We start from the raw sequence: 13994 nt of genomic DNA, 5'->3' as shown, positions 1-13994 counted from the left end.
TCCTTATTTTATCTCTTTCAAAAATGCAATCGTAATTACATCTGGTGATGGGGAATGCTTGAATAGATTCAACGGACTCTTGATACTGAAAAACTTGTAAACCTCTGTCCATGTACCCAATGCAGGTTTGGAAGGATCTTTCAGAATTTCTGTGTCTACGATCAATTCATCGCGATTGACCAAATTATGGTCGTATATCGCAACTACACCGTCCATATAACCTCGGTATCCTTCTGCCTGATGCACAAGGTAGATTGGGCTCGCGTGATACTTTCCTGTCCATAGGGACTTCTGGAACCCATCCGTATCTACAATCAATTTCGAGAGGCCCGGGGGAAGTTTACCCACAGAAGGATAGTTCGGAAGATGCGAAATAAATGCCGGGTAATACCGCTGGAACAAGACATTACTGCGTGTCTTCAACATGGACATGGAGTCCATACCATTTGAAGTGTACTCACCGTATCTGGCATAGGTATCCGGATTAAGATCCGTGAGAATATCATTTTTCGTATAACCTGTCATATCTGTTCGCAGATCACCCATACCTACAGTGACACCAAAGTTGCCTCCATGGTCGTAATCATTGAACGGAACGATCTTGCCTATGTATCCAAAACTGCGGTAATAGCTGTGAATATTCGGTGAAGGATCACCTTCCAGAACAAGAACTACTCGATCATTGTTTACCGATAAAGTGTAAGCTACCAGGTAATCCGGTCTGCGTTTTTTGTTAGGCAACCATGACGTTGTAGAATGTCGTCCGTGGAAAAACCGAGCTGCAGGGCTTACGATCTCTGTCTTGCCGTCATAATCGAGCTTCCACTTCGTGGACGGTGGGATGAAAGGTTTAATGGCTGATGAATCATTCCATGTCAAATACATATAATGTGCCTTCAATTGGTCAATGACTGTAGGTGCCTTCCCAATCGTTATGGTTGCAGGATCACAGATCCCATCATACGTTTCGCGCTGGCTTCCTTGAGCAACTTTCCCCTCGAAACCTTCTCCATAGTAGATGTTAATGTAATTCCAGTCATGGGCTGGCTGTTCAAACATGACATAATAATCTCGAACCTGAATCCCTGTGGGAACTGTAGGAGTTGCTTTCACTACGGTCTGAGCAGTTACATTGTTCAATACATCAGCTGTATAGAACAGTTCATCGAACTTGTAAAGTTGCTTTACAGGTTCATAGGAATAATCCACAATATTACCCCAAGCCCAGTAAGGATTATATTGATAGTCGTTAACTCTTCTGGTTAAGTTGTATTGGTACTTGCCTTTAGACACTAGCTTGATTGCATATGCCCAATCTGTAGGCATCTCTGTGACAATCTCAAACTGATTCCATTCCTTTGTTGGTTTTGTTGTGCCATCCAGGTTTCCAATCACCTGTCGTACCAGATATGCTCTGTACCCATCAGGAACTGAATTATCTACAACAACAGTTACCAAACAACCAGGAACATCAACATATATTGTTTCATTTGTCTGAGCATCTTTGTAATTGAATTGTACAACCTGAATTTTACGTCCTGTCTTATAATTGCCGTAAGTTTTTCCGATGTTTGCTGTGCCAGGTTGAGTCATACCTTCAGCTGATTCGTCAAAATAGGTTTGTCTTACTTCCCATAAACACCCATCCGCATCTAAGGCAGATTCTCCTGTGTAATTTTTGGCTTCAGTCCAATCCGGAATTTTGTATACTTCATACTGATTTCCATCCGAATGGGTGTACATGCCAACAATACCTTTGTGATAACTTTTACTGTAGGTCACCCACTCAGCTCCGCTAGATTCGTATACCTTCTCCCAGCGATTGGCGTCAATCCCGCCCTCTACTCTGGGAATATCAGCACCTACGATTTCATCGGCCAGCGTGTTGATCAATTTTTGTGCTTCCGACTCTCCGTCAATATAAGCGGCAAAGTTCGTCTGCGGTTTTTGCAGTGCCATCGTCACCCTCCTTATCTCAAAAATTTGATGTTGTACCAGACCGACTTGGCTTCAGCCACCGCGTTGTAGAAGTCAAACGTGATGGGCGTTCCCGCCGGAATCGGGTAGACAATTCCGAAACTGTTACCCATGGAAACTGATTCGGGAAGTTCCTTCGTATAGATGGTATGACATACCTTCTCCGTCCCGATCATCAGCTCCCAGTAATCGCCGACACAGTAGTGGCTCGCAGCAAACGCAATGCTCAGGAACTCTGTGTCATACGCCAAGGTGAATGTATCAGACTTGGTGGTCTTGGACGCCGGAATGTCCAACATCTGTCCCCGAATGAACGGGATCGTCTTTTTACTGAAGTGTGGGTACGGCAGCTCGCGCACTTTGTCGATGACGCCACCCGCGATGTAAGATACATTAAATGCCATGGAACCACCTCCTACATGTTATATACGACTTACGCTCGTTCCAGTTAAGCGTCCTTCGTCATCATAATTTAGACCAATATTGTAAGTGAACATGGACTCTCCACTCGGATCATATGTACGGGCCGTCACCTGCGTTAACCTGAAATACTTGTAATAATCATAATCCGGGTGGGAATAGCCCACTCCGGAAGGAAAGTCTTCCTCATCCTCTGAGCCAAACTTCATCCAGATCGAAACCTTCCATGCCGATTCATACAAGAGGTCTGCTCCAGTCACCCTGTCCGGGTCCTGTATGTGCTCCCGATATAATGTAACGGAAGGTTCACCTTCAAGGGGAGAAACATTCGAATTGGAGATACTGCTATATTTGCGAAGCTCCCGGTGGATTAGATCCAGCACGGGAAATACAATATTTTCATTCACAATGCCGGCCATTACACCATCACTCCCTTTCTTGCCCACATCATATCAATGACCTGTAACATGCCACGGTCAACCGAATAACTGGTTTTAATACTTTTAATCGTATATACAGCTCGTGTGGTGGTCGTTTTATCCGTCACAATAACGTTGTCGAGCAGATCAAGCGCAGGATTCGCAGGAATGGATACCTGAAGCGTACGGCACATCCGTTTCATATCAAAAAAAGCTCGTTCTGCCACCTGTCTTTTGGCTTCAACCGTCTTCGCCCAAGGAACGGCCAGCACCATGGTTCGGATTTCTCCTTTGAGTTCGAGCAAAATCTCCTTGTCCACGAAACTGCTCTGACTATCATTCGAGTCAATAACAACAATGTGGCTTCTTCCTCTGGACCAATCCGTGGATTTGGTAATGGAGATCAGATTGTCATTCTCAGAAAACTCTGCCACGACCGGTTTGTCATAATTCAAGCGCTCCAGTCGGTACGTACCATAACGGTCACAGTAGCTTCGATACGGAATCTCCGAGATCACCTCCTGAACAGCTTCCGTAACTTTGGCAGACCATTGCTCAAACGTCTTGCCATACTCCTCAATAAATGGATTAAGCCATCCGTTCGGTGTCAGCACTGTGCTTGCATCCTTGACTTCAAACTCACCTTCCTGACCCGGTACGGGGACAATGACCCTGCCCGTCTTCTGATTCACTTCAATCAGATAGGTCTCGTCAATCACGTAGTCAGGATAAGAGCGATCCTCACTGGTTGCCCGCCAACCCACCATACCCGCATGTTTAACCAGATCTAGTACAACCGTAGATTTGACCCAGGCCGGCTTTTCAAGCTCCACAGGCTGAGCTGGTGTTGGTGTAACTGCGGGAGTGGAGGTTGCTGTAATGGTCCAGCTTGCAGGGTCTGCAAGCATCTCCTGATAATAGGTCCATACCTTGTCCACCCAATTCTCCCGATCCTGACTCCAAGTCATGGGAGCGATGTCTCCACCATTATGGAAATAAAGTACATCCGCCTTGGAACTCACTTTTTTTCCTCTGGAAGCCAGCGCCTTGGACATCCGTTCTGCTCCGCGCTTCATTTGCTCCTGAATTCCCTTGTAAAGGGGATTGCAAGCACTTTTACTAGGACAGCCATATCCAAGAATAAAGCTTCCATTTTCTTCTGTGCCCTTCCCTTGTGTTCCCAAAACAGTCTCGTGCCTGCATATTGCAAGCAAAAACTTATGATCAGGTACACCATACGCCGCAGCTTGGGCCTGGGCAGCCTGAATAATGGATGATGTCCGGTCCGTGCCAACTGCTGCAGGCGGCACCGGATCTGGCACATTGTCAATCTCTTCTACCTCTGGATAGGCTTTTTTCTCGGAAATGACTTTCTCGATAATGCGCTTGTACATATCTCGGGCCGTAATCTCCAGCGTGGAGCCTTCGCCATTGATGTCCACCTTGTCAATCAGTCCCGTAAATACCCGCATCATGTGCTGACCATATCCCATATATATGCGTATCGGTGTATTTTCACTCAGAACCCCGATATGGAATCCGTTTGCAAAATAAGACCATGGAGACGGTACACCACCAAGCTCAGGAAAATAAGCAGGATTATAATCCGGAGAGAAGAATCCTCTTGGATTGGAGATGGTCAGCCGTGCTTCCCGGGCTTCAGAATCAAACTGATCATCGATTTCGGCACTAATGATATTGGGAAGAACCTGCGTGTCCATATAGACAAAAGACCCGACCTGAATAACATCCGTCTCTGTCCTTCTATTATTAATAAAATCTCCGTAGCTGTTCGTTTGATAATATCCTTTAGATGGATCGAGCCCTTCTTCACTCTTTTGATTCTTCAACGGAGCAGGCGACAACTCTTGTATGCGAATATAATCAATGGCGAACTTTTTATACTTCTTACTCGAAGCAGGAACAGACCCGGTTGGGACAGCGGGGTTTTGTTTCCCCCCATACGTCACCTTAATCTTGATACTCTTGGCTTTTGCAGGGATCACAATATTATTCAATTCCGTCAGTTTGGTCAGATCATATGCCCCGTTAAACTTATTCACATAGGCATACGTTTTACCATCGATCACCACGGCGAAAGAATCCCCTTCCGCATCGCTAAAATTAGTCCCCATTCCAATACTAAGCAGCCCTTGCGTGGGCATACTCAGTTTTGTCACGTTAATCTCAAATTCAGCTACGGCGGCTTTGCCTTCAAACGTATACAGCAACTTGCCTCCTGAATCAAACATAGTCCAGCCCGATTCAATCTTGGCATAATCCGAAAATTTCAATCCGGTTGTATAAACGTTTTTCTCATGCCAGTTTCGCTTGTCGAATTTCTCATTCAGTTTGATCTCTCCGGGATATCCCTCGACCTGAACCGGCTTTACATCAGTAAATGTTGTTTTCGCATTTCCGTGTAACTTGCGCTGGCCCTTGAAATACAATTCAGGATTAACTGGCTTGCCTCCCTCTCCGGTTCTCGTTGTTGGATTGACTCCTTCCCAAATTTCAAAATGTAGATGTTTTCCCTTGCCCGCCGCACGTTCAGCCGGGGACACCTTATGCCCACCGGTATATACGCCACCTGTATTGCCTAGCGTTCCAATGACAGCCCCTTGAGCTACTTCATCATCCACCGAACAGAGAATTTCTTTCAGGTGAAAATACTTGGTGATTACACCATTAGCATGTCTAATATTTACGGCATTACCAGCACCTTCTGTTTTATTCAAGGATGTTCGGACTACTTTTCCGGCCCACGCAGCCAAAATTGGCGTCCCGATCTTTTCTGACAAATCGATGCCTCGGTGAATTTTTGACGCGCTATCACGAGGACTACCAAATTTATCTGTCACAGGAGTAGTAATAAACGTTTTACCTTTGATCGGGAAACAAATCTCCTGAGCATCCGCTTGAGTCGAACCGCTATATATACCATTACTCGACTCATCCACCCAAACGGATTCTGTACTGATGATGGGTATCTGCTCGTTAACGATATGCCTGAACTCTTCCGTCCGTCCCGGGATAAAGGCCAACCGATCTACTTCGACACGGATATTGGGAAGCGCTCCTTCCCCCAGCTTCAGACGTTGGGACAGCACATTCATAACCTCATCCGAAATTGGAATCATATTGTAATCTCCCCCTTACTTGAATCGCTCGATGGTCCATTTCATGAATCGGTCCAGGAAAGCTGCGGCTTCAGCCCGTGTCATAGCGGAATTTCCAAGGAACCATATCTCTTCCTCGTCCGTACCACCTACAGGTCTTCCCATATCCGTGACTTCCGCTGCACCATCCACCTTTTTCTTGATAGGAATGCCATTAATTAGTGGATCATTGTTCGCAAATGTTTCGTCTTCCATTTCCGAGACGGCTATTTTCCAGAAAGCGTCTTTGGACTGCTCTACCCGCTCATTTTTGTCCCGATAATAAATGGCCGAATCTTTGCCGACGTCTGCGAACCTCTCGCTCACATCTTTGAGATAATAGAACGTCACTTCGTCGCCTTCTGAGAAAGGTTGATTGAAGACAACCGTATGGTTGTCAATTTCCGAATAAGCCGGTGTTTCTTGGACTTTATCTTTTTTTTCGTCTTTGAATTTCACTGTAACTTTAAGTTTCTTTTTACCTGCTGGATAATTGCCGTTAAGTCTAAAAACCCGTTGACCTTGAAATGCCGTAATAGGCTGATTAATCTCCGTCGTTGGTGCTTCCATGTCCGTAAATCTGGCATAGAACACCTTGCGTAACTTATTTATCAGATGAAAGGCTTCTCCCCGCTGTATAATGGCATTAGGAAAGAAACAATTGTTGTATGCTGGTTTGAGGGTTGTCGCTTTGATATCTTCACTCTTGAATTTGTTATTCTTCGTCCAATAATTGAACTTGCAAGTGACACCGTTCAGATTAAAAGGAAGAAACACCGATCCCCCCGGGCTGACACAATATACATCCGTTCGGTAACCAATAGCCTTTGTTGCAATTTTGGTTACCGCCGCGGCATCCCCCTTGGTATCACCCCATACCTCGGAAGGAATACTGAGTCTGCGAAGCGGTTGGCCTGCTGCATACAAATATTCCTGATGATTACGACTGAATGGATCGTAGAAATAGGTCGTCGCTGCACTAAGTTCAGCTCTGGGCAGATCTCCAGTCCAGGAGACGGGCGGCCTTTTCCAAGCACTGTCCAGCAACGGTTCACCATAACTACAGAAGGACACCACCTGTCCTGCTTTTACACCCGTATACAACTCCACATCAGTTAATCCCTTACTATTGGTTTCAGCCGTTTGGTAGATCGTTTGAACACCATCAATAAACACATACAGTGGATTGTCATCTGTTGGTTTAATCAGCACAGGCAGACTAAATGAGGTTTGCCCCGCTTTCCCTTTGATTTCTTCATATACAAAAGGCTTGCCTTCCTCAAACTTGTTATAGTTGATTCCGGCCACAAAGACTTCACCATCTTCCAAAACCATATTCGTGGCTTCCATAACATCGTTATAGAACCAGTCCCCTTCGTTTACATCAACCCATTTTCGTATGATAAACACCTCCTATCTTTAGAATAGACAGAAAAGAGAGTAGGTCACCCTACTCTCGAATTGTTCGTTCCAGCAAACGCTTAGTACGCATCAGGAAAGTAACAAACTCTGCTCTGGTTATGAAGTTTTCCGGTCTGAAATATAGAATGGGTGTGCCATCCAATTGTGTTACAACCGTCAGTCCCAAATCAGCCAAGCGTTCAATGGAATCTCTTGCCCAGTGGTCCTTCCCTTCTGTCGTCTGTAAATCCTGAAACTGTATCGCACTCTTACGGTCATATCCATCTTTTTTGATAAGGGTCATGGTCAATTCGACCTTGTACCCCTTCTGATCCTTATCCATCGTATCCTGATGGTAGAAAATAGGGTCAACTTTGATGGACTCTACAACACCAACATAGATATTGCCCTTCTCATCATAAAATTTGTGTGTCCAGCCTACGTACATGACGTAGTCGTGATAGGATTGTTTATCTTTAAACAGGATGTTAATGATGGCCTTGTACGAAGATACGCCCATCTGATGAAAATGCGAGGGAGCATTAATCATTTTAATTTCCCTCACTTGCGGATTGGGCGAAGGTGAAGAGTACGGATCAATAATTCTTCCGTTTACTGGCTCGAACTTCATGCCTGTATCTACCAACAGCTTTCTTTTATACCGGTCATTAACTAAGCCAAACGGATTTTGCTGAGTCATATCAGATGCCCTCCTAACCTATTTTATCTGGGGATATGATTACTTCCCATTCCCGCACCAACATTGCTGGCCATTCGGTTTGCAATACCAGGACTGTTCTGCCGTAGTGTCTTGTCCAACGTAGATGTCAATCTCTCCACATCTTTTGTGCTGCCTGTCATATTATCGATGTTCACATGAACCGTAACATCCCCCGAGCCAACCATCACACTTTTATGTGTATTGTTCGTCGTCATGTAATCAAAGTAATCCATGACCTTAAGACCTGCTGGAATGTTGAATGAAGATATCGGTTTATCCATTTTTTTTCTAATTTCATACAAATTTTTGGACTGTTCTACACCCAATGATTGGATTTGTTTAAAAATCTGCATATATTCATCCGAGCCCGGTTTAAACACACCACTATTCAACAGATTCTTCCAATCTTGCTTGATCGAACTTATTTGTGAGTTCATTTCAGATGCACGCGATTTGTTCAATGCAATTAATTCTGGTGCATCTTCCTTACCTCCATTAGCCGCCAGGAGATCATACATTCGTTTATCATAATCCAACTGCGTCAACTCAAACTGATCATTCATCTTGCGTCTAAGCTCATCAATCTGGCTGTTTTTAACACCATTCAGTTCAAGCTCTGATTGTGCCTTCTGCTGTTTCTTCTCATTGATCTCCAGGCCCAGCTCATCTTTATCCTTACCTTCAGCCATCTTGTCGTACGTCTTCTGTAAATTTGCAATGGCCTTATCGAAGAACTTGATATTCTCTTGCAAATATTTCTCCATTAGCGCACGCATCTGACCAGAATCTTCGCGAACACCACTAATCAACAGACGGGATCGAGTGACTTGGTAATTGGTTTCGTTATCACTTGTCGATTTGTTAAGCTGCCGATTAATCTTGGCGATCATTTCATCAATACCATTGCTTTGCGGCTGAGGCCTATAACCGTTAGCAATAGTTCCTATTCCGCCCGCAGCAGGAATATACTGCATTTGAGGTTGAATGTATTGTATCTGCGGTTGTTGTTGCTTGTTGTCCCCAGGCGGTTTTCCAGACTCTTTATCCATTTGAATCTGGGCTTCTTTTTTCTCCTGCTTGTAGTTGTATTCCTTGCCCAGTTTCTTCTCAACTGCATCTCCGCCATCTTCACTCCAAACCGCCTTAAATCCCTTCCAGTAATCCCCGAACTTGTTATTGGTAGCACTTTTTCCGAATATTGAACTCATTGTGCCAGACACAGCGGCATCCATCCCCAGGTTTAACCCTTTCCACACTTTCCCTACAAAAGATGACTGCTCCATATCCTTGAAATCTTTGGCCAACTCTTCTTTATTGGTTGCGCGAATACTCTGCTTCTCCGCTTCTGACTTACCCATGTTGTTTAATGGATCGACAAGACCAGAGACGACATCCATAGCGGTCATCGCTAACCCAAGTGCTGGTACAGCTTTTAAAGGCCTCAATAATCTCCCGCCGGATTTGACTAATTTCGAAAATTTTCCGGGTGTTTTAATCCCACGGGCAGCTTGCTCCGCATTGATGTCACGCTGAGTAATCGAGTTGCCTTGTCTATCTCGAAGAATATTTCCATCTTTATTACGGATCGGGGCATTGCTATCAAAAAATGCTTTGCGATTGCCTGTATCTTTCATATCCTTAAATCTGGAAAGAAGGCCTCTTTTGGGTGTGTTTTTATTCCCTTTTTTCGAGTCGCCCCCCGGATTGAATTCATCCATTATCGCGTCTTTCATGACATCTTTGATCAGGTCTTCATGACGAGCTACAAAGGTTTTGTTCTTGGGTTCTTCCTTGTCATCCTTAACAGGGGATCCAGGGGATCCAACGCTTCCTGCACCTTGAGTAACTAATAATCCTCCTGGACCACTCATCATACTCGCGAGCTGAACCTGTTCAAGTTCCTTCAGTTTGGATATGTATGCTGTAGCATCGATCATGCCTTGTCTAAAAGAAGCATTTAACTCATTGACTTCGGTTCTCAATGTGGAGAGAGCGTCATTCAATAGAGTTGACTGTTTACGCAGCTTCTGGATCTCGGATTCGTAGCGCTGAACATCGGTTGAACCGTATGTAAACTCAGCATTAAGGAAATACAACTTGTTTCGTAGTTCAACTGCATCCAGGTCCATGTCATCCATCGCCATCATCAAAACTCTAGCTTGGTGTTCAAGTTGCATCATTGCTCTACTCGTGTCATCCAGCTCTCGCCCAAGAAACTCAAGACTTCGCTTCGTCTTTGCAATCTGAATATCGAGTGAATGCATTTCTTCTCGCAACAGAAGAAGTTCTCGACTATACGTTTTGACTCGCTTCTCAGCTTCGTCACGTTTTTCTGCATGAATGGAAGAAGCCGCTGTATCCCCATTTTGTATAGCCTGATTGTACATTTTATGTTGATGATCTCGGTTAGTCCGTGCCTGAAGTACATCATCTTGCTTGGAGGCGGCCCTACTTTGAATTTCTGTTCTGCGATGTTCCAGCGTCTGCAGACGACTCTGCTGTCTGCCCATTTCTTGCGCTACACCAGCACGTTGCACATCCGTGACTCGAAGTGGCTCGGGAACATCGCTCCCCGTATTTTCGACTTTCCCTGGATCCGCATTTGTAGCACTGTATCGCTTCTGATCGCCTTCATTCATCACTTCACCGAACTTATCCCACGCAACCTGAACTCCGACTTCATCCATAATTCGGTTAAGCAATTCCATATGATCAACAATGCCACCCGTACGATCACCAATTAACCTCATGACTGCGATAAGATAATCGCCCAGCTCGGCAAATTCCTCTTTCAACCCTTGCATCGCCTCATGTGTTGCAATCTGAAATGCGATTTCGATCTCTCGTTGTCGGAATTGAAGGTTGTCTCTACTACCAGTGCGCTGATGGACCGACGCGTTTGCATCCGTAGCCTTCACTTGTTCAGCAAGAAGATCGAATCTAACTCGATTCGATGCAAAGCCCTGCTGAGGATGATCTCCTTTTGACTGAACCAACAATCCAGCCTTACTAATCCAGTTGGCTAATGCATCCTCTTGTGCAAGCGTTCCATCAGGGTTACCGACCATTGGAAGGGTCTGACGCATCATATCCATCAAGTCCTGAATGCCAATATCCAACATCGTTGAAGCTCTGATCATCATGTCTGTGACTTGGGACAGATCAAAGCTATTGCTTCCCCATGCCGAAATAACAGCTTCCAGACCTGTTGCCGTCTGTTCTACATCCATATTGCCCACTGAATGTAGCTTGGCTACTTCTTCAGCAAACGCGGCAGCTTCAGATGCATGATCATAATTACGAGAACCAATGCGATACGCAAGACCTACATCTTCCTGATCCATACCATGTTGCAGTGCAATTCGTTGCAGATTTTTGACCGTTCCGGTTTGTGTGAATTGCCCACTGTCATTTGTTGTCCCAGACGATCTAAGCTCCAAATTCTGGTCGGCCCGGCTTATCTGTTGATCCATCTGCTGCGACGAGTCAAGGGATTTCTTAAGTAATGTTGATGAATACCCCTTGGTTTCACCTACTGAAATATATTTCATCGTATTCATCACGGAGTCTATCAACCCCTGTGAGCCAGCTGCAGACACACCATTCATTTCACTGAACGCTCCACGATAAAAGTGCTCCAAATCGGTAGTCAGTGTTTCAATCATTTCCGACTGCATATCACTTCTGATTGTCTCCACTCGTCTAATCAGTGTGCTAACACCTGAAGGGGAACTCTCTTTCAGTACTGCGTTTTGTCCAGTTAATTGATCCTTATCCGTTAATATTTCTTGTGTTAAGGAATGTTTATCTCCTTGTCCTTCTGTTTCAGTCAAAAGAATCACCGCCTTTATGCATAAATCCCGTTCTACCTTCATTTAGGCAAAACGGGATGTCTCTCTCTTATCCTCCGAGCGCTTGTGCAAGCATACCGATATCATCTTCTGATATCTCCGTGTAATCCTCGTCATTGAAGGTTCTTTTACGTCTGACGGTCCCATCTTCTTCAACTTCCTCGCCCTCACCGCCACCGAACATGCGAAGAGGTGCTGTCATAAGTTCAACCTCAAATTGAATATATTTCTCCGCTGACTTGCACAGCTCCGCAACCTGAGGGAGTGTGTACTCCCAAATCTCCCACTTGTTCAGCCCACAGTGTTTATGGAGGGTGAAGAAGATTTCTCCCCAGTGAACGGGTTCCTGTGTTTCCGTATCACGGATTTCGGTTCCCTCCAAAGACTCCCCCTCGGTGCGTTCTACTTTTTTAAACCATTGAGTCCAATGAGCATATCAATGACTTTGCGAGCTGTGTTCAGATCAAGGTACTCATCCAGATATTCTCGATTGATGATATACTCACCATGCTCATCTTTGGTCACGATATGTGGATAGTTTTTGAATGCCATTGCCAATACATCAAATAAATCCTGCTGCCGCTTTTCATCCAGTTCATCATTCTCAGTCGGAATGAAGTTAAGAATAATGGCATCGATATTCACCGTTTTCAGCAACTTCATCAGACGGCGGGCATCCTTCAGGTTACATGGCGGAATACGATATTTCCGTCGATCCCGCAGCGTAATAATCTCATCATCTTCAAAGAATGCACGCTCAGCAGCTTCCACTTCCTCCGGAGTCACCCGTTTGTTTTCCGGATCATCTTTGATTCGTTTCGCCGCTTCCTCATTCAGCTTTTCCGCAAGCTCACGCTCGGATTTTTCTTGTTCTGTTTCCATGAATTTAAAGACCTCCCCAGGACATTCTCCCCCATATAATAAAAAACCTGGCAAGGCAAGGCTCTGTGAAGGGGAGGACACAGATGCCGTTTGATACCTTGCCAGGAGCAATCAACCTTATTTAGATATTAGATCTTGCTTGGTGCGCTGAAGCGTTTGATACTGCCGATTTTTCCATCAGCACGTTCAGGGTCAAGAATCTGCAAAGAGATTGCAGATGCAGAAGCGGCAGCGCGCTGGGCATTGATGCTGAATGTTCCTTTTGCACGGCACATGTACAACTCGGTTTCAACCCCTGCATACGAACCATCTTTTTGCTGGAACGTCCCGTGATGAATGACAGAGATCGGGAATGGTACTTCGTCAACCAACAGATCAACCATGTCTACAATTTGATCTCGCTTGTAGTTCAACACAATCTCTTTACCGATATGGAACGCATTCAGGATGACTACACCGTTCGCTTCGTCGTAGAAGAACGCATTGGGTTCCACGGCTGTTCCTTTAGTAGTGAGTTGTTTCAGCAACGTGTTGGAATCTTTGAGACGAACCGTAATGTCACCGTTACTTCCATAGATATCACTCGCATGCTTCGGTTTGGCTTCCGCAAATCCAGAATTGGAAACGCCTGCAGCCACTGTAGACTGCTCATTCAGCACCCATACATAAGACTTCACTTGCTCTTGTACCGTTGAACCCATCATCAGCTGGATTGCATCCAGATCGAATTTGGCGTCTGTTGCCGACACTTCAATCGATTTGGACTTCACCAGTACATCAATGGCGAACAGACCGTCACCACCAAAGATATCCTCAAGCTCCACGTTAAGGTCAATTTTCAGATCTTGCAGGGTACCCAGGGTAACTACCTCAATTTCGCCCATCGGATCTTTTGGAAGGCGTTTAGCCATAAACGTACCTACACCTTTGATAATCATTTTTTTAGCCATTGAACAGTCCACTCCTTAGGATAGTATGTATTTTTAGCTACGGAGACTTGCTTAAGCCGGGATCAGGTTAAATGACTTAATGATCGGGAGATCCATTTCGTTTAACCCGTCTGGCTGTTTGCCGTCTCTGCTTTTTATAGTGTAGAACGCTATCTTCAATCCCTAACGATAATGTAAACGAAATATATTGAAGCACGATTAGCCCCGTCATCTTT

General features: G+C 45.0%; 10 protein-coding genes. All 10 read right to left on the bottom strand.

Going from position 1 to position 13994, the window contains the following annotated elements; translation table 11 throughout:
* Positions 1–3: 3 nt before the first annotated feature.
* The gene (locus MKY28_RS06800; RefSeq protein ID WP_340935388.1) at positions 4–1959 is read right to left on the bottom strand and encodes a hypothetical protein; all 1956 of its coding nucleotides are present in this window, start codon (positions 1957–1959) and stop codon (positions 4–6) included.
* A gap of 11 nt (positions 1960–1970) precedes the next feature.
* Positions 1971–2381: a hypothetical protein gene (locus tag MKY28_RS06795; RefSeq protein ID WP_340935387.1), complete on the bottom strand. Its 411-nt coding sequence runs from the start codon at positions 2379–2381 to the stop codon at positions 1971–1973.
* A gap of 18 nt (positions 2382–2399) precedes the next feature.
* Positions 2400–2816: a hypothetical protein gene (locus tag MKY28_RS06790; protein ID WP_036672293.1), complete on the bottom strand. Its 417-nt coding sequence runs from the start codon at positions 2814–2816 to the stop codon at positions 2400–2402.
* Complete coding sequence (locus tag MKY28_RS06785) at positions 2816–5956, bottom strand: M23 family metallopeptidase (protein WP_340935386.1); 3141 nt, start codon at positions 5954–5956, stop codon at positions 2816–2818. Before MKY28_RS06785 ends, MKY28_RS06790 begins: the two co-directional genes overlap by 1 nt.
* A gap of 15 nt (positions 5957–5971) precedes the next feature.
* Positions 5972–7324 (bottom strand): hypothetical protein, encoded by a 1353-nt coding sequence (locus tag MKY28_RS06780; RefSeq protein ID WP_340935384.1) that lies wholly within the window; start codon positions 7322–7324, stop codon positions 5972–5974.
* Between the two features lie 100 nt (positions 7325–7424).
* A complete protein-coding gene (locus MKY28_RS06775) occupies positions 7425–8075 on the bottom strand; it encodes an S-layer homology domain-containing protein (RefSeq protein WP_340935383.1) in 651 nt (216 codons plus the stop codon).
* Positions 8076–8098: 23 nt separating this feature from the next.
* Positions 8099–11929 carry a hypothetical protein gene (locus tag MKY28_RS06770; RefSeq protein WP_340935382.1) on the bottom strand — a complete coding sequence of 1277 codons (3831 nt, stop codon included), beginning with the start codon at positions 11927–11929 and terminating at the stop codon, positions 8099–8101.
* A 67-nt stretch (positions 11930–11996) separates the two neighbouring features.
* Entirely contained in the window at positions 11997–12329 is a 333-nt protein-coding gene (locus tag MKY28_RS06765) for a hypothetical protein (RefSeq protein WP_197997652.1), read from the bottom strand.
* Positions 12330–12349: 20 nt separating this feature from the next.
* Positions 12350–12829 (bottom strand): hypothetical protein, encoded by a 480-nt coding sequence (locus MKY28_RS06760; protein WP_036607808.1) that lies wholly within the window; start codon positions 12827–12829, stop codon positions 12350–12352.
* 128 nt (positions 12830–12957) lie between these two features.
* Positions 12958–13779, bottom strand: coding sequence for a hypothetical protein (locus tag MKY28_RS06755; RefSeq protein WP_036672297.1), 822 nt, complete (start codon positions 13777–13779; stop codon positions 12958–12960).
* Positions 13780–13994: the final 215 nt, after the last annotated feature.

This window comes from Paenibacillus sp. FSL R5-0473 (genome assembly GCF_038004565.1).
Taxonomy (GTDB): Bacteria; Bacillota; Bacilli; order Paenibacillales; family Paenibacillaceae; genus Paenibacillus; species Paenibacillus amylolyticus.
This window is presented reverse-complemented; position numbering and strand designations above follow the sequence as displayed.

What these genes read in the sequence shown, in the direction of transcription:
- MKY28_RS06760 (WP_036607808.1), bottom strand. Translation starts at nt 12,829, where the DNA reads ATGGAAACAGAACAAGAAAAATCCGAGCGTGAGCTTGCGGAAAAGCTG.
- MKY28_RS06800 (WP_340935388.1), bottom strand. Translation starts at nt 1,959, where the DNA reads ATGGCACTGCAAAAACCGCAGACGAACTTTGCCGCTTATATTGACGGA.
- MKY28_RS06780 (WP_340935384.1), bottom strand. Translation starts at nt 7,324, where the DNA reads ATGGAAGCCACGAATATGGTTTTGGAAGATGGTGAAGTCTTTGTGGCC.
- MKY28_RS06755 (WP_036672297.1), bottom strand. Translation starts at nt 13,779, where the DNA reads ATGGCTAAAAAAATGATTATCAAAGGTGTAGGTACGTTTATGGCTAAA.
- MKY28_RS06795 (WP_340935387.1), bottom strand. Translation starts at nt 2,381, where the DNA reads ATGGCATTTAATGTATCTTACATCGCGGGTGGCGTCATCGACAAAGTG.
- MKY28_RS06785 (WP_340935386.1), bottom strand. Translation starts at nt 5,956, where the DNA reads ATGATTCCAATTTCGGATGAGGTTATGAATGTGCTGTCCCAACGTCTG.
- MKY28_RS06775 (WP_340935383.1), bottom strand. Translation starts at nt 8,075, where the DNA reads ATGACTCAGCAAAATCCGTTTGGCTTAGTTAATGACCGGTATAAAAGA.
- MKY28_RS06790 (WP_036672293.1), bottom strand. Translation starts at nt 2,816, where the DNA reads ATGGCCGGCATTGTGAATGAAAATATTGTATTTCCCGTGCTGGATCTA.